The following is a 20,276-nucleotide window of genomic DNA, read 5'->3' as shown; positions in this document are numbered from 1 at the left end:
TGCCCTCGTACTGGACGTACTTGGGCTTTCGGCCGGTGCGGCGAGAGTGCGTGCCGGGCACCGCGACGCCGCGGACCTCCGTCAGACACCCCCTAGGGCGGGCGACCCGGGCCGCGCGCGGCTGACCCGGCCGCGCGCGGCTCAGTCCTGCTCCGCCGCCCGCCAGACCGTGGTGATGTTGCAGAACTCCCGGATTCCGTGGCCCGACAGCTCGCGCCCGTACCCGGACCGCTTGACGCCGCCGAAGGGCAGGGCCGGGTGCGAGGCGGTCATGCCGTTGACGAAGACACCGCCGGCCTCCAGGTCGCGCGCGACGCGCTCGACGTCCTCCTCGCTGCGCGTCCAGAGGTTCGAACTGAGCCCGAAGGGGGTGTCGTTGGCCCGTTCGACGGCCTCGTCCAGGCTCCCGACCCGGTACAGGGTGGCCACGGGCCCGAAGGCCTCCTCCTGGTCGATGCGCATGGCGGGGGTGACGCCGCTGAGCACCGTGGGTTCGTAGAACCAGCCGTTCGCGTACCGGGGCGGGCGCCGGCCGCCGCACAGGACCGTCGCGCCGTGGCGTACGGCGTCGTCCACGAGCTGTTCGAGGTCGCCCCGGCCGGCCTCGGTGGCCAGCGGTCCGACGTCGGTCGAGTCCTCCATCGGGTCGCCCACCGTGAGCGCCTGCATCCCGGCCGTGAAGCGCTCGGCGAACTCGTCGTGGACGTCGGTGTGGACGATGAAGCGCTTGGCGGCGATGCAGGACTGCCCGTTGTTCTGCACGCGTGCGGTCACCGCGGTGCGGGCGGCCCGGTCGATGTCGGCGGAGGGCATGACGATGAACGGGTCGCTGCCGCCGAGCTCCAGGACCGTCTTCTTGACCTCGTCCCCGGCGACGGACGCGACCGCGCGCCCGGCGGGCTCACTGCCCGTCAGGGTGGCCGCGGCCACCCTCGGGTCGCGCAGTACGTCCTCCACGGCCGCGGAGCCGATGAGCAGGGTCTGGAAGCAGCCGCGGGGGAACCCGGCCCGGTGGAAGAGCTCGCCGAGGTAGAGCGCGGTCTGGGGCACGTTCGAGGCGTGCTTGAGCAGCCCCACGTTGCCGGCCATCAGGGCCGGCGCGGCGAACCGGACGACCTGCCAGAGGGGGAAGTTCCACGGCATGACCGCGAGGATCACCCCGATGGGGCGGTAGGACACCCGGACGGCGGCCGCTCCGGCGTCGCGCACGTCGGCGGCGTCGGGCTCCTCGTCGGCGAGGAGGGACTCGGCCCGGGCCGCGTACCAGCGCATGGCCTTCGCGCATTTGGCGGCCTCGGCGCGGGCCGCCGCCAGCGGCTTGCCCATCTCCGTGGTCATGGTCCGCGCGATGTCCTCGGTCTCCGCCTCGAGGAGCGCGGCCGCACGGGTCAGGAGTTCGCCGCGTTCTGCGAAGGACGTGCGACGGTACGTGGCCGCCGCCGCGGCGGCGTCCGCGAGACACCGTTCGACGCCGGCCGCGTCGAGCGGGTCGAAGGTGCGCAGCGTCTGGCCGGTCGTGGGGTTCACGGTGGCGATGGGCATGGTGGGACCTTCCTCCGGACGGCCGCCTCCCCTCGACCCTGCCCCGCCGCGCAGTGCCGCGCAAACGCGGGGGCGCGGGGTCGCGGACCTGCGGTCACGGCACTAGACGGCGTCGTCGCAGGCGGGGCACCTCAGGTCCGCCTGCTGCGGGGGGTACCACGGGGCACCGGGGTCGGTGGAGGGCGGCGCCGGGGCCGTCTGCATGGCGAAGGTGTCCTTGCCGCACAGGGTCCTCGGCCCCGGGACCGAGGTGGTCCCCGGGGCCGCCGGCGCGGCGTGCACGCGCCGGACGGTCAGGTCGGGCTGCTCGACCTCGTACATCACGACGATCCCGCTCATACCTCGACGGTAGGCGGCCGCGGGGCGGCCCGCCCGCCGTCCGGTACCGGCCAGTCCGCGGTCTCGTCGCGCGCCGGGAGCAGTACGGCCGCCAGCGCCGGGAACACGGCAGCCAGGGCGAACAGCAGCGGGTAGCCCGGTCCGGTGACCAGCGCACCGGCCAGCGGCGGGACGAGGACCACGGCGAGGTGCTGCCCCATCCCGTGCACTCCCAGGGCGCGGCCCGCCCAGTGGGGTCCGGCGTACTCGGCGACCGCGGTGTTGTGCAGTCCGTTGGTGCTGACCGTCAGGCCCGAGGCCAGCAGCAGGGCCGCCGTACCGGCCGCGGAGTCCCACGCGGCACCGGCGGCGAGCAGGACGAGGTCCGCCGTGGTGACGGCGGCGAGCAGCCGCATCGGGCGGATCCGGCTCGCCACGCTGTCGGACCACCAGCCGGCGAGCAGCCGCACCCCCGCGCCGGCCAGGTTGGCGGCGGCCAGTACGCCTCCGGCGGTGGCGGCGGACCAGCCGCGCACCTCGGTCAGGAAGAGCAGGGCGAAACCGGTGACCACGAACTGCGGCACGCACAGCACCGCGGCGGCGCCGTGCAGCCGCCACAGGTAGCCGCCCCGGTACGGCGCCGCGCCGGCCGGTGCGCCCGCCGCCCGCCGGGGGCGCGGCGGATCGACGGCGCACAGGGCGATCGCGGCGCCCGCGGCGCCGCACAGCGCGGCGCAGAACCCGAAGGCCGCGGCGAGGCCGCCGTGGTGGGCGAGCGGGGGGAAGGCGGCCGCGGCCACCGCAGTGCCCAGCGGCTGGGAGGCCTGGCGGACCCCCATGGCGATGCCCCGGCGGTCGGGCGGGAACCAGCCGATGACCAGCCGCCCGGAAGCCGAGTTGACGGAGGAGCCCGCCGCGCCGGCCAGGACCAGCAGCGCCCCCAGCGTCCAGGTGCCGTGCACGGCCGCCGCAGCGGCGGTGGCCGCGGCCGCTATCAGCAGCCCGGCGGACAGCGCCAGGCGCTCCCCGTACCGGTCGGCGACCACCCCCCAGCCGATGAGGCCGAGCAGGATCCCGATGACCGGGCAGGAGACGAGCAGGCCGGCGCCGGCCAGCGAGAGCCCGAGTTCCGTCCGGAACGCGGGGATCAGGTAGGCCAGGCCGTAGAGCGCCGTGGTGCTGGCGGCCTGGCCGCTCGTGCCCAGGGCGAGCATCAGCCAACTACGGGGTATCCACTGCTCGTTCATGCCCCAACCCTAATCATGGAACCGCTATATGAGACAGATCGTTCTGCATGGTGAGACGATTTGCCGCACCCCCGCCCGGCGCCAGCACTCTGACGAATCATCAGGTCAAGCGTCCCGGACTCTTGACTCTGCGAGCGGCTGTCGCGATCGTTTGGCTCACACCCTTGTGCGGGCCATGACAATTCAGGACGTGAGTGATGACGACGACTGGACACCCGTACCACCGGCATCGGCCCCTCGCGGTGCTCTCGCTCCTCCTCGCCGTGGTGGCTTCGGTGCTCGGCCCCGCGGCGACCTCCTCGGCCGATCCAGGCTGGTGGAACCCGGTCGCGCGGCCCGCCCCGGACTCGGGGATCAACGTCACGGGCGAGCCCTTCAAGGGGACCGACGAGCAGGGCCGCGTCCGCGGCTTCGTCGACGCGCACGACCACCTGATGTCCAACGAGGGGTTCGGCGGCCGGCTCATCTGCGGCAAGCCGTTCTCCGAGCAGGGGATCGCCGACGCGCTCAAGGACTGCCCCGAGCACTACCCCGACGGCACCCTCGCGGTCTTCGACTTCATCACCAAGGGCGGCGACGGCAGGCACGACCCCGACGGCTGGCCGACCTTCAAGGACTGGCCGGCGCACGACTCGCTGACCCACCAGCAGAACTACTACGCCTGGGTCGAGCGGGCCTGGCGCGGCGGCCAGCGGGTCCTCGTCAACGACCTCGTCACCAACGGCGTGATCTGCTCGGTCTACTTCTTCAAGGACCGCGGTTGCGACGAGATGACCGCGATCCGCCTCGAAGCGCAGAAGACGTACGAGATGCAGGCCTACATCGACACGATGTACGGCGGCCCGGGCAAGGGCTGGTTCCGCATCGTCACCGACTCCGGGCAGGCCCGCGAGGTCATCAAGCAGGGCAAGCTGGCCGTGGTGCTCGGCGTGGAGACCTCCGAACCGTTCGGCTGCAAGCAGATCCTGGACGTCGCCCAGTGCAGCAAGCAGGACATCGACCGCGGCCTGGACGAGCTGCACCGGCTCGGCGTGCGCAGCATGTTCCTGTGCCACAAGTTCGACAACGCCCTGTGCGGAGTCCGCTTCGACCAGGGGGCGCTCGGCACGGCGATCAACGTGGGCCAGTTCCTGTCGACGGGTACCTTCTGGCAGACCGAGAAGTGCCGGGGCCCCCAGCACGACAACCCCATCGGCCTCGCGGCGGCGCCCTCGGCGCAAAAGCAGCTCCCGGCGGGCGTGACGGTCCCCTCGTACGCGGCGGACGCCCAGTGCAACACCCGTGGCCTGACCGAGCTCGGCGACTACGCGGTGCGCGGCATGATGAAGCGCAAGATGATGCTGGAGATCGACCACATGAGCGTGAAGGCCGCGGGCCAGGCCTTCGACATCCTGGAGTCCGAGTCCTACCCGGGCGTGATCTCCTCGCACAGCTGGATGGACCTGGACTGGACCGAGCGCGTGTACCGGCTGGGCGGCTTCATCGCCCAGTACATGGGCGGGGCCGAAGGCTTCAGCGCGGAGGCCAAGCGCACCGACGCCCTGCGCGACAAGTACAACGTGGGCTACGGCTACGGAACGGACATGAACGGCGTCGGCGGCTGGCCCGGTCCCCGCGGCGCCGACACCCCCAACCCGGTGCGCTACCCCTTCCGCAGCACCGACGGCGGCTCGGTCATCGACAAGCAGACCACCGGCGAACGGACGTGGGACCTCAACACCGACGGCGCCTCGCACTACGGCCTGGTCCCCGACTGGATCGAGGACATCCGCATCGTCGGCGGCCAGGGCGTGGTGGACGACCTGTTCAAGGGCGCCGAGTCGTACCTGACCACCTGGGGCGGCTCCGAGAAGCACAAGGCGGGCGTGAACCTCGCCGCGGGCTCCGCCGCCTCGGCCTCCTCCGCCGAGTGGAACCCGTTCATGAGCTACGCGCCGGGCCGCGCCGTGGACGGCAGTACGGGCACCCGCTGGGCCAGCGACTGGAGCGACGACCAGTGGCTGCGCATCGACCTCGGCACACCCGGCCTGGTCAAGCGGGTCACCCTCGACTGGGAGCGCGCGTACGGGAAGTCGTACCGCATCGAGCTGTCCTCCGACGGCACGAACTGGCAGTCCGTGTGGTCCACGACCACCGGTGACGGCGGCCTGGACACGGCGCAGTTCACCGCCACCCCGGCCCGCTACGTCCGGGTCCACGGCCTCCAGCGCGGCACCCAGTGGGGCTATTCCCTCCACGAAGTGGGCGTGTACAGCAGCTGACGCCCGGCGCCGTGACCGGCCCGGTCTGCCGGTCACGGCAGGCCGCGGCCGGCCACGGCGCCTTGCCCCACGACCGGAGGAAACCCCCATGGCACGGATGCCGTCGGCCGAGCGGCGCCGGCAGCTGACCGAGGCCGCGATCCGCGCGATGACCCGGGACGGCGTCGCACGGACGACGACCCGCTCCATCGCCGCCGAGGCGGGCGTGTCGCTGAGCGTCTTCCACTACTGCTTCGACTCCAAGCAGGCCCTGCTGGAGTCGGTCATCTCGACGATCACCGATCATTACATCGCGGTGGTGAAGGAGGCGATCCAGCCGAAGGCCACCCTCCGGGAGACCGTCCGGGCCGGCTTCCAGGCGTACTGGGAGCACGTGGCCGCCCACCCCGGCGAGCACATGCTCACCTACGAGCTGACCCAGTACGCCCTGCGCCAGCCGGGCTTCGAACACCTGGCCCGACGCCAGTACGAGCTGTACGCGGAGACCTACACCGAGCTCATCGAGCAGCTCCGCCCGGTCATGGGCTTCGCCCTGCGGGTGCCCGTCCCCGCGCTGGCCCGCTACCTGGCGGCCATGACCGACGGGCTGACCCTGAGCCTCCTCGTCCTGGGCAACGACGCGGCCCCGGCGCACGTCCTCGACACGGTCACCGACCACGTCGCCGGCCTCGTCGGCGAACCGGGCACGGACACGGGCACGGACCCCGGCACCTGCACCGGTACCCGCACCTGCGCCTGACGCCTGCGCCCGCTCTCGCCCCCGGCCCCCGCCCCCGCACCGCCTAGTCCGGGACGTGGATGTCCAGGACGCAGATGTCGTCCCGGTGGTCCTGGCGCCGCGCGGCCAGGGTGCGGGCGAGGGCCGGGCTCCCGCCGGCCTCCAGCAGCCGCCGGGCGCTCTCGGCGAGCCGGGCGAGCCCCACACCGATGTCCTCCCCCGGCTCCTCGACCAGGCCGTCCGTGTAGAGCACCAGGTGGTCCCCCGGTTCCAGGTCGAGGCTTTCCTGCACGTAGACGGAGTCGAAGGTGGCCCCCAGCAGGCATCCCTCGGGCAGCGGAAGGAACCGCGCCGCGCCGCCGCGGATCAGCAGCGGGGGCAGGTGCCCGGCCCGTGCCCAGGTCAGGCGGCGGTCCTCGGGCCGGTAGACGCCCATGATCACGGTGGCGGTGGCCCCGTGGTTGTCCGGAGCGGTGTGCAGCAGGAGGGTGTTGAGCCGGCTCAGCACATCGGGCAGCGCCGAGCCCGTGATCGTCATGCCCTTGGTGGTGAACCGCAGCTGGGCCATGGTCGCGACGGCGTCGAGGCCGTGCCCGGCGACGTCGCCGACGACGAAGAGCGCGCTGCTGTCGGGGAGTTCGATCGCGCTGTACCAGTCGCCCCCGACGTTGACCCCGCTCTCGGAGGGGACGTACGCGACGTCGATGCGCAGGCCCGCCAGTTCCATGGACTGCTCGGGGATCGGCAGCAGCGCGTTCTGGAGCCGGGCGGCGAGGGCGCGTTCGGCCTGGAGCATGCCCCGCTCCACGAGGACCGCGCGCTCGCTCTCGCGCAGGGCGAGCTCGGCGTCCCGCAGCGCGGTGAGGTCCTGGAAGAAGCCGTGCACCTCGACCGGTGTGCCGTCCGCGTCCTTCTGCGCCTCCGCGACGATCCGCAGGTGCCGTACGCCGTCCGCGGTGGTGATGCGGAAGGCCTGGTCGATGGCGGTCCCCTCGACCAGCAGCAGCTCGACGGCCGCGCCCAGCACCGGCAGGTCCTCGGGAACGAGGTGCAGGGGCAGTTCGTCCAGCGGCATGGGCCCCAGGGCGGGGTCCCGGTCGAAGATCGTGTAGACCTGGTCGGACCAGGCGATGGTGTTCGTCGCCAGGTTCCAGCCCGCCCAGCCGAGGTTGCCGAGCCGCTGCATGTCCTCCAGCCGGCGGCTTTCGCGCTCCTGGGAGTCGTGGCGGATCCAGGACACGACCAGCCGGTCGCCCAGGCGCGTGGCGCGGACCGAGTACGTGGACTTCCGGGGGACCCCGACGCTGACCTCCTCGTAGACGAAGGGCTCGCCCTCATAGGTCGTTCCCGTGGTCAGCGTGTCCAGGTAGCCCTCCCACAGGGCCGTTCCCGCCACGGTGGGATAGGTCTCCAGGACGTGCCGCCCGACGAGCTCCTTGCCCCGCCGCCCCGCCACGTCGACCGATCCCGGCGCGGCCGCGTCGATCCGGTAGTCCTGGACCTCCCCCGTCTCCGAGCGCAGGGGGGTCAGGAGGACGGCGGTTCCGGACATCGCGTCCAGGATCCGCTGGACGGTCTCGGCCTCGCCCCGCGTGCCGGGGGCACCGGAACGCCCGATGAAGCGCAGGGAGTCCGCGCACAGCCGGACGGCACGGCGCAGCAGGCTGCGGGTCCCGGTGTCGAAGGGGTCCGGCCGGGTCCGCAGGAACCCGACGGCCGCGGTCACCGGCCGGTCGCCCGGTACGGGGAGCCAGGCGCGGGTCGGCCACCGCTCGGGCGGGTCCCCGATCAGGTGGTAGCGGGTGGCGTCGCGTGCGGGATCCTCGAGCCACAGCGCCCGTCCGCCGCCGATGGCCTCCAGGGCGGCCACCCCGCTCAGCGGCGGGACGTGCTGCCACTGCTCGGCCAGGGCGGGATCGATGCCGGCGTGCCCGGCCAGCTTCAGGCTGCCGGCGGGCCCCACCGCGTAGATCATCACGCCGTCCACGCCCACGGCGTCGCCCAGTACGGTCCGCAGCAGCTCGGCGATCTCGTGCGGGTTGCCCGCTCCGGCCAGGCCGTCGGCCAGCCGGGCCAGGATCGTCCGGTGTCCGCCGCTCCGGCCGGTGCCGGTGAGGTAACGGTCGGTGCTGAAGGCCGACAGGGCCTCCTGGGACGGCGGACCGGTCTGTGCGGGGGCCTGCGGGGGTGGCGCGGTGCGCGAGCGGACCTGCCCCAGCGTGATCCAGCACTCCTCCAGCAGGGTGCGCCCCCGCCGCGTGGCCCGCTGCAGGAGCGTCTCGTACGCCTCCTCCGCGGACAGGCCCTCCCGGGCCATCAGCGCGCCGGCGGCCCGCTCCACGACGGCCGTGGTCGAGGCGGCCCCCTCCAGGGTGGAGACCTCCGCGCGCAGCTTCGCCACGACCTTGGCCAGCGCCAGCACCTCGGGTGCGGGTGCGGGCTCGGCGCCGTCGCCGTCGCGTTCGCCGGGGAGCGCGGATTCGCCCGTCATCCTTCGAGGATGTCACGGGGTGGCGACAAGCCGCCTCAGGACCGGTACAGCAGCAGGCTCAGGACCTCGTGGAGGACGGACTCGGGATCGATCACGGCCTCCGGCGTGCGCCAGGCCACGAAGCCGTCCGGGCGTACGAGGACCGCCCCGGTCTTCGTCGTGCCGTGCACCTCGGCCCAGTCGGCGCCCGCCTCAGGGGTGAGGTCGGCCTCCGGGCTGGTGCCGATGGCGTACGCGTCCAGGCCCACACCGAGCAGCCCGGCGACGGACCGGGCGGCGGCCCGCCAGGGCGTGCCCTCGGAGCTGAGCAGCACGAAGGACCGCTCGTAGAGGTCGACCGTGGACTGCCGTCCGCCCGATCCGTGGAGCCACATGTGCGGGGCGCGCGTGCCCGGATCACCGGACAGCCGCATCCGCTCGGGCACGACGGGCTGCTCCGGATCGGCGCCCAGCACGGCCCCCACGGTGTAGCGGTAGCCCATGGCGACGGAGAGCACCCCGCCCGGCCGTCCGCCGCCGGGCGCGGCGGAGGCCGAGTCGGGCTCGGGCTCGTATCCCGGGTGGCTGTGCTCCGCCGAGCGGGCGGAGGCGCGTTCGCTCGTCGCCCGGGCGACCGGCAGCCGTTCGGCCTCGTAGGTCTGCAGCAGTCGCGGTCCGGCGGCGCCGTTCAGCACGGCGGCGAGTTTCCAGGCGAGGTTGTGCGCGTCCTGGATCCCGGTGTTCGAGCCGAACGCCCCGGTCGGGGACATCTCGTGGGCCGAGTCCCCGGCGAGGAAGACGCGTCCGCTCCCGTACCGTTCGGCGACGCGCTCGGCGGCGTGCCACGGGGCCTTGCCGGTGACCTCGACGTCCAGGCCGGGATCGCCGACGGCCCGGCGGATGTGCTCGACGCAGCGCTCGTCGGTGAAGTCCTCCAGCGTCTCGCCCCGGTCGGGGTGCCACGGCGCGTGGAAGACCCACCGCTCGCGGTTGTCGACGGGCAGCAGGGCCCCGTCCGCGTCCGGTTTCGTCAGGTAGCAGACGATGAAGCGCCGGTCGCCCACCACGTCGGCGAGCCCGCGGGAGCGGAAGGTGATGCTCACGTTGTGGAACAGGTCTCCGTGGCCGCTCTGGCCGATGCCGAGCTGCTCCCGTACGGGGCTGCGCGGCCCGTCGGCGGCGACCAGGTAGTCCGCGCGCACCGTGCTGTGCTCCCCGGTGTCGCGGTTCTTGACGATCGCCGTCACACCGGTGTCGTCGGAGTCGAAGGAGAGGAGCTCGGTGGAGAACCGCAGGTCCGCCCCGAGGGCGGGGGTCTCGGACATCAGCACCGGCTCGATGTCGTTCTGGCTGCACAGGCACCACGCCGACGGGCTGAAGCGGGCGAGCGCACCCCCGGGGTCGATCTCCCGGAACAGCCACTCCTGGTCCTCGCCGGTCAGCGAGCCGCCCTGCAGGATGCCGTGGTTGCCCGCCAGGACCGAGGCGGCCTGCCGGATCCGGCCTTCCACACCGGCGACGCGGAACAGTTCCATGGTCCGTACGTTGATGCCGCGTCCGCGCGGGTGCATCGAGGTGCCCGCATGCTTCTCGACCAGCATGTGCCTGATGCCGTGCCGGCCCAGAAACAGCGAGGTGCACAGGCCCACCAGCGAGCCGCCCACGATGAGGACGGGGACGCGGTGGTCGACGTTTTCCTTCATGGCTCTTCCATGCCCTGTGCGCGGGTCGTTCCCTCGCCCGTTCACCCGCTTGGTACTCCCCTCTCGCGCCGATGGCACTACCGGACCACGATCGGTTCGGGTGGTGCCGCCCCGTGGCGACCGCGATTTGCCGAAGGAGTGTGAACGATGACGACCTTGTCGGAACGGATATCCCAGTCCGCCTTCGACGGCGCGAGGCTTCGGGTCGTACTGCTGCTGGACCTGTACGACGGGGCTCAGAACCAGTTCCTCGAGGTCTACGAGCACATGCGCCGGCGGGTGTCGTCCGTTCCCGGACACATCAGCGACGAGCTGTGCCAGTCGATCGAGAACCCCTCGCAGTGGCTCATCACCAGCGAATGGGAGAGCGCACCGCCCTTCCTGGCCTGGCTGAACAGCGAGGAGCACGTCGCCACGGTCCAGCCGCTGCACGGCTGTGTGCGCGACACCCGCTCGCTGCGGTTCAACGTCCTGCGGGAGACCGGCAAGGCCCCCGCACCGGGCACGGATCCGGCGCCCGCCGCGATGGCCTCCGCCCCCCGCCACGGCGACGGCGTCGTACGCCACGCCCTCACCTTCACGGTCAAGCCGGGCAGGGAGCACACCGTCGCGCAACTGCTGTCCGGGTACGCCTCCCCGCAGGCCCGGGTCGACGACAAGACCCGGCTGCGGCGCACTTCCCTCTTCATGCACGGCAACCGCGTGGTGCGGTCCGTCGAGGTGGAGGGCGATCTCCTGGCGGCGCTGCGCCACGTGGCCCGGCAGCCGGGTGTCAGGGCGCTGGAGGAAGCGCTCAACCCGCACCTGGAGCAGGACCGGGACCTCGACGACCCCGGCTCCGCCCGCATGTTCTTCACCCGGGCCGCGCTCCCCGCCGTCCACCACGTGGCGTCGGGCGGACCCGAACCCGCGGACGTCGGGCGGCACGCGCTCTTCTATCCCGCCAAGAACGGGTGCGGCACGGCGCTGGCGCGGCTGCTGGCCCGGCAGGACGAGGCCGCCGTGGACGACCCCACGAGCCCCGTGCGGAGCAGCACGGTCTTCCAGCGCGACGACATCGTCGTCCGGCTCCTGGACGTGCGCGGCCCGCTCGACGCCCGGCCCGCGCTGGCGCTGGGCGTGGAGGGCAGCCACAAGGCGGCCGTACTGGCCCGGCTGCTCGACAGCGCCAAGGACGGCGTCCCCACGACCGACGACGAGCTGACGCGCTTCCTGTGGCGTTCCGAAATGCGTCTGATCACCGACCGGCGTCTGCCGGCGCAAGCCTGAGGAGAGGTCGTCATGACCGCTGGACCGACTCGACTGACCATGGACGAACTGGCCGCTCTCATGCAGAAGGGCGCGGGGGTGAGCGTCGACCCCGCGGCCATGGCCGCCCGCCCCGACGCGGACTTCGAGGAGTGGGGGCTCGATTCGCTCGGGCTGCTGGGGATCGTGGGGGAGCTGGAGAACCGCAGCGGCCGGCCCCTGCCCCCCGACGCGGACAAGTGCAAGTCACCGCGCCAGTTCCTGGACCTCGTCAACAGTGCGCTCATGACCGAGGTATGACGCGCTCAGGCGGCACGGCGCCCCCGGGCCGGCTCCCTGCCGGTCCCGGGGGCGCCGTTCGCGCGCCCGCGGCCGTCACCCGCGGAGCGGGACGGTGCACTCGAACGCGTGCAGGTACGCGTTGACCGGACGGACCTCGCCGACCACCAGACCGGCGTCCGCCATACGGGTCAGCAGGCTGCCCTTGGTGTGCTTCGCGCCGCCCACGTTGAGCAGCAGCATCAGGTCCATGGCGGTGGTGAACCGCATCGACGGGGTGTCGTCCACCAGGTTCTCGATGACGACGACCCTGGCACCGGGGCGGGCCGCCTCGATCACGTTCCGCAGGGTCCTGCGGGTGCTGTCGTCGTCCCACTCCAGGATGTTCTTGATGATGTAGAGGTCGGCCCTGACCGGGATGGAGTGGCGGCAGTCGCCGGGAACGATGTCGGTCCGCGCGGCGAGCGGTCCGCCGTCGCGCAGCCGCCGGTCGGCCTTGGCCACCACTCCCGGCAGGTCGAGCAGGACGCCCCGTACGGCCGGGTGCTTCTCCAGCAGGCTCGCCAGGACGTGTCCCTGGCCGCCGCCGATGTCCGCGACCACCGAGACCCCGGTGAGGTCGAGGAGTTCCGCCACGTCGAGTGCCGACTGGGTGCTGGAGGTGGTCATGGCCTGGTTGAAGACGTGGGCGGACTCGTGCGCGTCCTGGTGCAGGTAGTCGAAGAACCCCTTGCCGTACAGGTCGTGGAACACGCTGCCGCCGGAGCGCACCGCCTCGTCGAGCCGGGGCCAGGCCTGCCAGGTCCAGGGCTCGGTGCACCACAGGGAGATGTAGCGCAGGCTGTGCGGATCGTCCTCGCGCAGCAGCCGTGACATCTCGGTGTGCACGAACGCCCCGTCCGGTGTCTCCGCGAAGATGCCGTAGCAGGAGAGGGCGCGGAGCAGCCGGTGCAGCGGCTGCGGAGCGGCGTTCACCGCCGCCGCGAGGTCGTCCGCGGTGGCGGGCGACTCGCCGAGGGCGTCGGCGACGCCGAGGCGGGCGGCCGCCCGTACGGCGGCGGCGATCGCCGCGCCGAAGACGAGCTCGCGCAGGCGCATCGCCGGCTGGGGGGCGGACGCGTCGGCGGACACGCCGGCGGGGGCGGGGGCGGGCACGCCGGCGGGGGCCGGGGCGGGAGGGGGACTTGCCGTGGTCATGCGGCCTCGATTCTCCTGATGCGGGGGAACACCGGTCAGCACATCCCCGCGGGCTGGGAGGTCTCGCACCGGTTGCCGACGAAACGGTTGCCGGTACCCGTCCCCTGGTTGGCCAGGTCCGCCGGCTCGTTGCCCCGCACCTCGTTGTCCTGGATGACGTTGTCGGTGTTCGTTGCGCCCACGAAGCTCTTGAAGAGCAGGATTCCGCCCGACAGCGGCGAGGCGCCCACATTGCCGCGGATCGAGTTCGCGCGGATGCGCGTGTCCTCGGCGCCGGTGAGGACGATGCCGACGCCCTGGATGTCGGGCAGGCGGGTGTTGCCGCGGCAGAACTTGTTGTTCTCGTGGATCCGGTTGCCGCGGATGGTCATGTCACCGGCACCCGGATCGCCCTCGTCGCCCACGACGAAGATCCCGCCGCAGTTGCGTGTGAGGACGTTGTCGTTGACGGACAGGTTCCGTACCCGCCTGACCGTGACCCCGATGCGGTTCCCGGTCAGCGTGTTGTCGCGGACGACGGCGCCGAGGGTGTCCGTGGCCCCGCCCTCGCGGTCGATGGTGTTGGCGACGAAGATGCCGGACTCCGCATTGTCGCGGGCGGTGTTGTGGCGGAACGCACCCCGCGTGGACCTCTCCTGGGCGATGCCCCAGGTGCCGTTCTTCTCGGCGGTCACCTGCTCGACGGTCATCCGGTCGGTGCGCGAGGCCCAGATGCCGCTCTTCCTGAAGCCCGTCAGCGTCAGCGAGCGGATGCTCACCCGGCCCACGGTCTTCTCCACCGCTCCTATGACGCAGATGCCGTTGCCGGTCTGTGCGCAGGGGTTCTCGGCGCGGGCGGGCCGGGGCGCGGCCGGCGGGGTGAGCACGGTGGTCGGCCCGGAACCCCGCAGGGTCAGGGACTTCGTGATGTGCACGCTCTCGTGGTAGGTGCCGGGGAGCACGACGATGGTGTCTCCCGGCCGTGCGGCGTCCACCGCTTCCTGGATCGATTCTCCCGGATGCACCGTGTGTCGGGCCGCGCCGGCCGAGGGCGCTGCCGCGCCGAGGCCCGTGGCCATGACGACGGAGATGCATGCGAGGACCGTGAGCTGTCGGTTCGTCACGATGCCGAAGTTATGGGTGATCAGGGCCGCCCGCCACACCGGGTGAGCGGATGGATACATGCCGCTGGCAAACGGGCTCATTTGGAGGTCCGGACGGGTGGCCGCCCGCGCGCCGCCCCGGCGGCCGCCCGCCGGACCCGGGCGCGCCTCCCGGCGGCGGCCCGGCCGGCGCCCCCGCCCCCTGCGCGCGGCCCGGCCGGTCGCCGCGGCACTGCGGCGGTGCGACCGCAAATCCGCGCCCCGGTGCCCGCCCCGGCTCCGCACGTTCCTGTTCTCTTCATACGAAGCCGAAGGCCCGCCCGGCCGTCCGACCCCCGCTGTAGCCTGGGAACCACCGTCTCGGTGCCTGGGCGCGCATTGCCATGGGGGATGTCTTGGGGGATCCGGACGGCCGGCGGAACACCGGCCACCAGCACGAGTCCGACGACACCGGCATCCTGCCGTTTCCCGCGCAGCTGAGACGTCTGCGGTTGCAACGGGGCATGTCGCTGGCCGACCTGGCCCGGCGCACGCACTACAGCAAGGGCTACCTGAGCAAGATCGAGACCGGCTCGAAGCGCGTGACCGTGGACGTCGCCCGGCGCTGCGACGACGTCCTGCGGGCGGGCGGCGAACTGCTGCGGATGGTCCCTCAGGCGGCCCCTCCCGACCCGGGGCCCGGCCCGGCGGGACCAGAGGCCGGCGAGTGCCCGTACCGGGGTCTGCCGGCCTTCACCGCGCAGGACGCGGGATGGTACTTCGGGCGGGAGCGGGCCACGGCCGAGCTGGTCGAGCGGGTCTTCGAACGGATCGGGAACGGGCCGCTCGTGCTGGTAGCCCCCTCCGGTGCGGGCAAGTCCTCCCTGCTGAACGCCGGTCTCGTCCCCGCCCTGCGGCGCGGCGGCTTCCCGATGCCCGGCGCCGAGGCGTGGCCGGTGGTGCGCTTCACCCCCACGGCCCATCCGCTCCAGGAACTGCTCGACTGCACGGCGAAGGTGCTGGGCAGCGATCCGGGCTTCGGTGCCCAGGAGTTACGGGAGCGGCCCCTGAGGCTGCTGGAAGCCTTCCGGCGGCTGTCGGACACCGCCCCGCTCCTGTCCCCCGGCCCGGACCCGGACGAGGACCCGGGCCGGGACCGCCGGCCCCCGCCGGTACGGCCCGTGCTGATCGTCGACCAGTTCGAGGAGCTGTTCACGCTCTGCTCCGAGGAGGACGAGCGACACGCCTTCGCCCGGGTCCTCTCGGCCGTGTCCACGTCCCGGCCGGACGGTGACGGACCCGACCCCGCCGTCGTGGTCCTGGGCGTACGGGCGGACTTCACCGGCAGCGCTCTGGAGCTGCCGGACCTGGCACCGGCCTTCGCCCCGGGGCTCTTCGTCCTGCCCCCGATGACCCTGGCGGAGCTGCGCGCCTCGATCACGCGCCCGGCGGAACTCGCCGGAGTCACCCTCGAGCCGGGCCTGGTCCCCCTGCTGCTGCGCGACGCCGGGCTGCGCGAGGACAGCCCCGGACACACGCCCTCCGGTGTGCTGCCGCTGGTCTCGCACGCCCTCATGGCCACCTGGCAGCAGCGCACCGGATCCACCCTGACGGTCGCCGGGTACGAGCGGACCGGCGGCATTCAGGGTGCGATCGCGCGGACCGCCGAGACCGTGTTCGCCCGTCTCTACCCGGCCGAACAGCGGACGGTCCGCCGCGTCCTGGTCCGGCTGGTCCACGTCGCCGACGGCGCGGGGGCGACCCGCCGCCGGATGGACCGGACCGCCCTGATGGAACAACTGCCCGGCCCGGACCGGGCCGCGGCGGCGCTCGACACCTTCGTCCGGGCCCGGCTGGTGACCGTGGACAGCGACACCGTCGAGATCACCCACGAGGCGCTGCTGCACGCCTGGCCGCGGCTGCGCGGCTGGATCCACGCCGACCGGGCCGGCCTGCTGGTCCACCAGCAGCTGGCGCACGCCGCCGCCGAATGGGAGCGCGAGGACCGCGATCCCTCGGCCCTCTACCGGGGGAACCGGCTGGAGACCGCCCGGGCGTGGGCCGCCGAGCTGGACGACAGGAGCCGGCTCGGCCCGCGCGAGGAGGCCTTCCTGCGGGCCGGCGAGGCCGCGCAGGAAGCCCGGCAGCGGCAGGCCCGGCGTCAGGTGCGCCTGCGGCAGCGGATGCTGGCCACGCTCGTGGTCCTGCTCGTGCTGGCCGTGGGCGCGGGCGGGCTGGCCTACGAGCAGCGCGCGGGCGCGCTCGGCCAGGAGCGTGTCGCCCGCTCGCGGGCGCTGGCCCTGCAGTCCGCCTCGCTGGCGGCCGGCCAGCCCGAGAGGTCCATGCGGCTCGCCGCCGAGGCCTACCGGACCTCGGCCACGACCGAGGCGCGCGGGGCGGTGCTGAGCACCCAGTCCCAGCCGTTCATCGCCCGGCTCGCCGGCCACGGCGGCGCCGTGAACGCGGTGGCCTTCGCCCCGGGGAACGGCGAGCTGGCGACGGCCGGTTCGGACGGCAGGGTGATCCTGCGGCGGATGTCCGACCGCCGCACGACGGCGTCCTTCACCCTGCCCGGGCGGGTACGTGCCCTCGCCTTCAGCCCCGACGGCCGCACGCTCGCGGCGACCTCCACGGACGGTCCCGCGCAGCTGTGGGACGTCGCGGCCCACCGCACGGCCGCGGTCCTGGCGCCGGACACCACCGGCGCCCGGGCCGTGGCCTTCGCACCCGACGGGCGGACCCTGGCCGTCGCGTCCCCCGACGGAACGGTCCGGCTGTGGGAGGCCGCCGGGGAGCACCGGGTGGTGGCCGCCCTCGAAGGCCACGTCGGGACGGTCAACGCCCTGGCGTACGCGGCGGACGGCCGCACGCTCGTGTCGGCCGGCGCCGACCGCACCGTACGGCTGTGGGATCCGGGGACCGCCCGTCGGCTGGCCGTCCTGGACGGGCACACGGACGAGGTGCTGGGGGCCGCGTTCGCGCCGGACGGGCAGAGCGTCGCCACCGGGGGCGTGGACCGGACCGTGCGGCTGTGGGACGTGGCCGGGCGCCGTCCCACCGCAACGCTGACGGGACACAGCGACGACGTCAACGGCGTGGCCTACACCCCGGACGGGACGACGGTCGTCAGCGCGGGCGGCGACGGCACGACCCGGCTGTGGGACGTGCGCGCCGGACGCCTGACGGCGACGCTGGCCGGACACACCGACTACGTGCTCGGGGTGGCGGTGGACCCGGCCGGGACGGTGCTGGCCACCGCCGGGTTCGACCAGTCGGTGGTGCTGTGGGACCTGCGCGGCCCGGTGCTGACCTCGCGTCCCTTCACCGAGGTCTGGCACGCCGCGTACAGCCCCGACGGAAGACTGCTGGCCACCGCGGAGGCGGACCACGCGGTGCGCCTGTGGGACGTGGCGGGGCGCCGGGTGGTGGCCACGTTCGCGGGGCACACCGAGACCGTGTTCTCGGTGGCCTTCTCCCCCGACGGGCGGACGCTGGCCTCGGCGGGCTCCGACGGCACGGTCCGGCTGTGGGACGTCGCGGCGCGCGGGCCGTCCGCCACCCTCCCCGGCCAGGGCGGCACCGTGTTCTCCGTGGCCTTCGCACCGGACGGCCGGACCCTGGCCGCGGCGGGCTCCGACGGCGCGGTGCGGCTGTGGGACGTGGCCGCGCGCCGCAGGCTCGCCGTGCTCGCCGGCCACACGGACTTCGCCAACGACGTGGTGTTCAGCCCCGACGGGCGCACCCTGGCGAGCGCCGGCGACGATCTGACCGTACGGCTCTGGGACGTGGCCGCGCACCGGCAGCTGGCCGCGCTGACCGGCCATACGGGGGCGGTACGGGGCGTGGCCTTCAGCCCCGACGGCCGGACCCTGGCCAGCAGCGGCAACGACGGGACCGTCCGGCTGTGGGACGCCCGCCGCCGGCGCTTCGAGGCGGCGCTTACCGGTCACACCGGCTCCGCGCGGGGCATCGCGTTCTCCCCCGACGGGCGGACCCTCGCCAGCAGCGGCAACGACCGTACGGTGCGGTTGTGGGAGGTGGCGGGCCGCCGCCCGGTGGCCGCGCTGTCCGGTCACACGAGCGCGGTGTGGGGGGTCTCCTTCTCCCCCGACGGGCGCACGGTGGCGAGCAGCAGCACCGACGGCACGGTACGGCTGTGGAGCGTGGACGTCGGGGCGCGACTGGCGGAGATCTGCCGGCTCTCCCCCGGGCCGGGGTGCCCGCGCCGCTGAGGTGGGGGCGGCGGGTGCCGCAGCCCGGCGGGGGTGCGCCGGGTGGCGGTGTGCCGCCTGCGCAGCCGGCGGACCCCGGTCTAGGAGCCGCCGTCGCGGACCGCGACGATGCCGTTGAAGACGCCGACGTACGCGGTCCCGTCGGGTCCGAGGGTGATCGGGGCCCAGTTGTTGTCGTACAGCGGGCCGGTGCCGGTCAGCCGGCGCCAGCGGCGCTCACCGGTGCGGAAGTCCACCGCGGTGAGGTACCAGGCGTCGATCCCCCAGGAGTTGGGTTCCTTCTCATAGAAGTAGAGCAGCCCGTTCGCGGTGGAGAGCTTGGGGACGACCGAGGGCGCCCGGACCGGGCTTCGCCACACCGTGTCGCAGCCGCTGCCGTCGGCGCGCACGTCGATGCGGGTCGCGCCGCCGACGACGGACTTGCCCAGCAGCAGCGAGGTGACGTTCTCGTAGCCGTAGTTGTTCTCGACGACGATGCTGTTGCCCCAGGTGATCAGGGAGTTGTCGGTGGTCGAGGCACCGGAGCCGAACACCGGCACCTTGCAGACCAGCCGACGGTCGGCCGGGACGTCCGCGCCCCGCCGGTAGACCAGGACGTTCATCCGGTCGTCGGCGTTGTCGGTGATGGCGACGTAGCCCTCGCCGAAGAGGTCCGGGGTGGTGCCCGAACCCTGGTTCACGGACCCGGGCTTGGCGCCGGTGCCGCGGTCGTAGGTCTGGCGCCACTGCACTTCGGGGGTGCCGTCGGCGGCGGCGCGGAAGCTGTAGAGGGCGTGGTCGGAGACGATGGAGACGCCGTCCTCGGCGACGGAGAAGGAGTTCTGGATCTCCTCGCCGTCCAGCCGCAGGGAACGGATCCGGGAGGTGTGCGGGTCCACGGTGCCGACGCGGCCCTGACGGGTGACCCACCAGATGAGGCCGTTCCAGTCGGGCATGACGGAGGTGACGGGGTCGCAGGTGCCGCTGGGCCGCAGGTTGGTCCAGGTGACGCAGTCGTGCGGCACGTGGCCGGTGAGGTCCCAGTCGCTCTCGACGGCGAACTGCCAGCTGCCGTCGGGCCGCTGGGAGTGCGCGAGGCGCAGGACGTGCTGACGGGAGTCGGCCAGCACGGCCCGGTCCTGGTGGTCCAGGTAGAAGTAGGCGCCGCCCGAGGTGTCCTTGAAGATCTTCGCGAAGTCGAGGGAGGTGATCGCCTCGACCGTCGAGGAACGCTGCGGGAGCTGGTACTCCGCGAGCGTGGCGAGCGTACGGGGCTCCAGCAGCTTGACCTTGAACCCCGTGAAGGTGCCGCACACCGTGACGAGCCGGCCGCCCGCGTCGAAGGTGGCGGTGGCGCATTCGCCGCCGAGGGCGGCGATCTTCTCGCTGGTCACCTCCGGGTCCTTGCCGAGCGGCCCGGACCAGGGGGAGGTGGCGCTTCCGGAGGCGTCGGAGTGCATGCCGCTGCGGCCGTTGGGCGCGAGGAAGGGGTGCTGCGGCGGCGCCTGGCCGGGCAGCGGTGCGGGGGCCGCGGCGGCGCCTTCGTAGTGGCTGACCAGGCGGTAGCCGGGGGCCTTGGGTATGTCGTCGGCCTGGGCCGGCGTGACGCCGTACACCACCGTGAATGCGGCGACGACCGGTGCCACGGCGCAGTTCAGCGCTCTTCGGAACATCCGGGCTTCCTCCGTGTCTCTTCCGTGCTGTTGACATTGCGTCTGACATCGCGCCGCCGCCAGACGCTAGATCGCGGCGCTCGAAAAGTCCATGGAGGATCCGGATGATTCACGTGCGCGCAACAGTCGGTCGCCGCTTGAGGGTTCAGGGCTTGAGGCTGGACACCACGTTCGCGGTGGCCGTCAGGCCGTCGTGGATCGTCGCCGCCATGCTGCTGCTCGCGAGGTAGAAGCCGAGCAGCACGCAGACGAGGGCGTGGGAGAACTTGAGACCGCCGCTGCGCAGGAAGATCCAGGCGAGGATGACGAGCAGGACGACCACGGAGAGGGAAATCACCATCGAGACCT

Annotated in this window: 14 protein-coding genes; 5 read left to right on the top strand and 9 right to left on the bottom strand. The window is 73.2% G+C overall.

The features are described from left to right. Positions 1 to 141: 141 nt before the first annotated feature. The 3 genes from AB0D44_RS23365 to AB0D44_RS23355 form a co-directional block, all read right to left on the bottom strand. Positions 142 to 1,542: an NADP-dependent succinic semialdehyde dehydrogenase gene (locus AB0D44_RS23365; protein ID WP_362594265.1), complete on the bottom strand. Its 1,401-nt coding sequence runs from the start codon at positions 1,540 to 1,542 to the stop codon at positions 142 to 144. 102 nt (positions 1,543 to 1,644) lie between these two features. Beyond that, complete coding sequence (locus AB0D44_RS23360; protein WP_362594263.1) at positions 1,645 to 1,881, bottom strand: hypothetical protein; 237 nt, start codon at positions 1,879 to 1,881, stop codon at positions 1,645 to 1,647. Further along, positions 1,878 to 3,107, bottom strand: a complete 1,230-nt coding sequence (locus tag AB0D44_RS23355; protein WP_362594261.1) for an MFS transporter — start codon at positions 3,105 to 3,107, stop codon at positions 1,878 to 1,880. Before AB0D44_RS23355 ends, AB0D44_RS23360 begins: the two co-directional genes overlap by 4 nt. A 197-nt stretch (positions 3,108 to 3,304) precedes the next feature. Here AB0D44_RS23355 and AB0D44_RS23350 point away from each other — a divergent pair, with 197 nt between their 5' ends. Both AB0D44_RS23350 and AB0D44_RS23345 read left to right on the top strand, forming a co-directional pair. Continuing rightward, positions 3,305 to 5,368 carry a discoidin domain-containing protein gene (locus AB0D44_RS23350; protein WP_362594259.1) on the top strand — a complete coding sequence of 688 codons (2,064 nt, stop codon included), beginning with the start codon at positions 3,305 to 3,307 and terminating at the stop codon, positions 5,366 to 5,368. 88 nt (positions 5,369 to 5,456) lie between these two features. Continuing rightward, on the top strand, positions 5,457 to 6,107 hold the full coding sequence (locus tag AB0D44_RS23345; RefSeq protein WP_362594257.1) for a TetR/AcrR family transcriptional regulator: 651 nt from the start codon (positions 5,457 to 5,459) through the stop codon (positions 6,105 to 6,107). Between the two features lie 43 nt (positions 6,108 to 6,150). Here AB0D44_RS23345 and AB0D44_RS23340 read toward each other — a convergent pair whose 3' ends face one another. Then, positions 6,151 to 8,577 (bottom strand): SpoIIE family protein phosphatase, encoded by a 2,427-nt coding sequence (locus AB0D44_RS23340; protein ID WP_362594256.1) that lies wholly within the window; start codon positions 8,575 to 8,577, stop codon positions 6,151 to 6,153. A 35-nt stretch (positions 8,578 to 8,612) separates the two neighbouring features. Beyond that, a complete protein-coding gene (locus tag AB0D44_RS23335) occupies positions 8,613 to 10,259 on the bottom strand; it encodes an FAD-dependent monooxygenase (RefSeq protein ID WP_362594255.1) in 1,647 nt (548 codons plus the stop codon). A gap of 147 nt (positions 10,260 to 10,406) precedes the next feature. On the opposite strand from AB0D44_RS23335, the gene AB0D44_RS23330 reads away from it, so the two are divergent. Further along, positions 10,407 to 11,528: a SchA/CurD-like domain-containing protein gene (locus AB0D44_RS23330; protein ID WP_362594253.1), complete on the top strand. Its 1,122-nt coding sequence runs from the start codon at positions 10,407 to 10,409 to the stop codon at positions 11,526 to 11,528. Between the two features lie 12 nt (positions 11,529 to 11,540). Continuing rightward, positions 11,541 to 11,807, top strand: coding sequence for an acyl carrier protein (locus AB0D44_RS23325; protein WP_362594252.1), 267 nt, complete (start codon positions 11,541 to 11,543; stop codon positions 11,805 to 11,807). A gap of 75 nt (positions 11,808 to 11,882) precedes the next feature. Here AB0D44_RS23325 and AB0D44_RS23320 read toward each other — a convergent pair whose 3' ends face one another. Next, entirely contained in the window at positions 11,883 to 12,983 is a 1,101-nt protein-coding gene (locus AB0D44_RS23320) for a methyltransferase (RefSeq protein ID WP_362594250.1), read from the bottom strand. A gap of 35 nt (positions 12,984 to 13,018) precedes the next feature. Continuing rightward, positions 13,019 to 14,041: a right-handed parallel beta-helix repeat-containing protein gene (locus tag AB0D44_RS23315; protein ID WP_362594273.1), complete on the bottom strand. Its 1,023-nt coding sequence runs from the start codon at positions 14,039 to 14,041 to the stop codon at positions 13,019 to 13,021. A gap of 407 nt (positions 14,042 to 14,448) precedes the next feature. On the opposite strand from AB0D44_RS23315, the gene AB0D44_RS23310 reads away from it, so the two are divergent. Beyond that, positions 14,449 to 18,276, top strand: a complete 3,828-nt coding sequence (locus AB0D44_RS23310; protein WP_362594248.1) for a helix-turn-helix domain-containing protein — start codon at positions 14,449 to 14,451, stop codon at positions 18,274 to 18,276. Positions 18,277 to 18,356: 80 nt separating this feature from the next. Here AB0D44_RS23310 and AB0D44_RS23305 read toward each other — a convergent pair whose 3' ends face one another. Both AB0D44_RS23305 and AB0D44_RS23300 read right to left on the bottom strand, forming a co-directional pair. Continuing rightward, positions 18,357 to 19,928 carry a hypothetical protein gene (locus AB0D44_RS23305; protein WP_362594246.1) on the bottom strand — a complete coding sequence of 524 codons (1,572 nt, stop codon included), beginning with the start codon at positions 19,926 to 19,928 and terminating at the stop codon, positions 18,357 to 18,359. Positions 19,929 to 20,073: 145 nt separating this feature from the next. Next, positions 20,074 to 20,268, bottom strand: coding sequence for a hypothetical protein (locus tag AB0D44_RS23300; RefSeq protein ID WP_362594244.1), 195 nt, complete (start codon positions 20,266 to 20,268; stop codon positions 20,074 to 20,076). Between the last annotated feature and the right edge of the window lie 8 nt (positions 20,269 to 20,276).

This window comes from Streptomyces sp. NPDC048349 (assembly GCF_040651925.1).
Lineage (GTDB): Bacteria > Actinomycetota > Actinomycetes > Streptomycetales > Streptomycetaceae > Streptomyces.
The sequence above is the reverse complement of the archived record's forward strand: the minus strand, read 5'-3'. Positions and strand labels throughout refer to the sequence as shown.

Coding starts and splice junctions, on each gene's coding strand:
- AB0D44_RS23345 (WP_362594257.1), top strand. CDS start 5,457: ATGGCACGGATGCCGTCGGCCGAGCGGCGCCGGCAGCTGACCGAGGCC.
- AB0D44_RS23310 (WP_362594248.1), top strand. CDS start 14,449: ATGGGGGATGTCTTGGGGGATCCGGACGGCCGGCGGAACACCGGCCAC.
- AB0D44_RS23315 (WP_362594273.1), bottom strand. CDS start 14,041: ATGGCCACGGGCCTCGGCGCGGCAGCGCCCTCGGCCGGCGCGGCCCGA.
- AB0D44_RS23325 (WP_362594252.1), top strand. CDS start 11,541: ATGACCGCTGGACCGACTCGACTGACCATGGACGAACTGGCCGCTCTC.
- AB0D44_RS23305 (WP_362594246.1), bottom strand. CDS start 19,928: ATGTTCCGAAGAGCGCTGAACTGCGCCGTGGCACCGGTCGTCGCCGCA.
- AB0D44_RS23355 (WP_362594261.1), bottom strand. CDS start 3,107: ATGAACGAGCAGTGGATACCCCGTAGTTGGCTGATGCTCGCCCTGGGC.
- AB0D44_RS23365 (WP_362594265.1), bottom strand. CDS start 1,542: ATGCCCATCGCCACCGTGAACCCCACGACCGGCCAGACGCTGCGCACC.
- AB0D44_RS23335 (WP_362594255.1), bottom strand. CDS start 10,259: ATGAAGGAAAACGTCGACCACCGCGTCCCCGTCCTCATCGTGGGCGGC.
- AB0D44_RS23330 (WP_362594253.1), top strand. CDS start 10,407: ATGACGACCTTGTCGGAACGGATATCCCAGTCCGCCTTCGACGGCGCG.
- AB0D44_RS23360 (WP_362594263.1), bottom strand. CDS start 1,881: ATGAGCGGGATCGTCGTGATGTACGAGGTCGAGCAGCCCGACCTGACC.
- AB0D44_RS23320 (WP_362594250.1), bottom strand. CDS start 12,983: ATGACCACGGCAAGTCCCCCTCCCGCCCCGGCCCCCGCCGGCGTGCCC.
- AB0D44_RS23300 (WP_362594244.1), bottom strand. CDS start 20,268: ATGGTGATTTCCCTCTCCGTGGTCGTCCTGCTCGTCATCCTCGCCTGG.
- AB0D44_RS23340 (WP_362594256.1), bottom strand. CDS start 8,577: ATGACGGGCGAATCCGCGCTCCCCGGCGAACGCGACGGCGACGGCGCC.
- AB0D44_RS23350 (WP_362594259.1), top strand. CDS start 3,305: ATGACGACGACTGGACACCCGTACCACCGGCATCGGCCCCTCGCGGTG.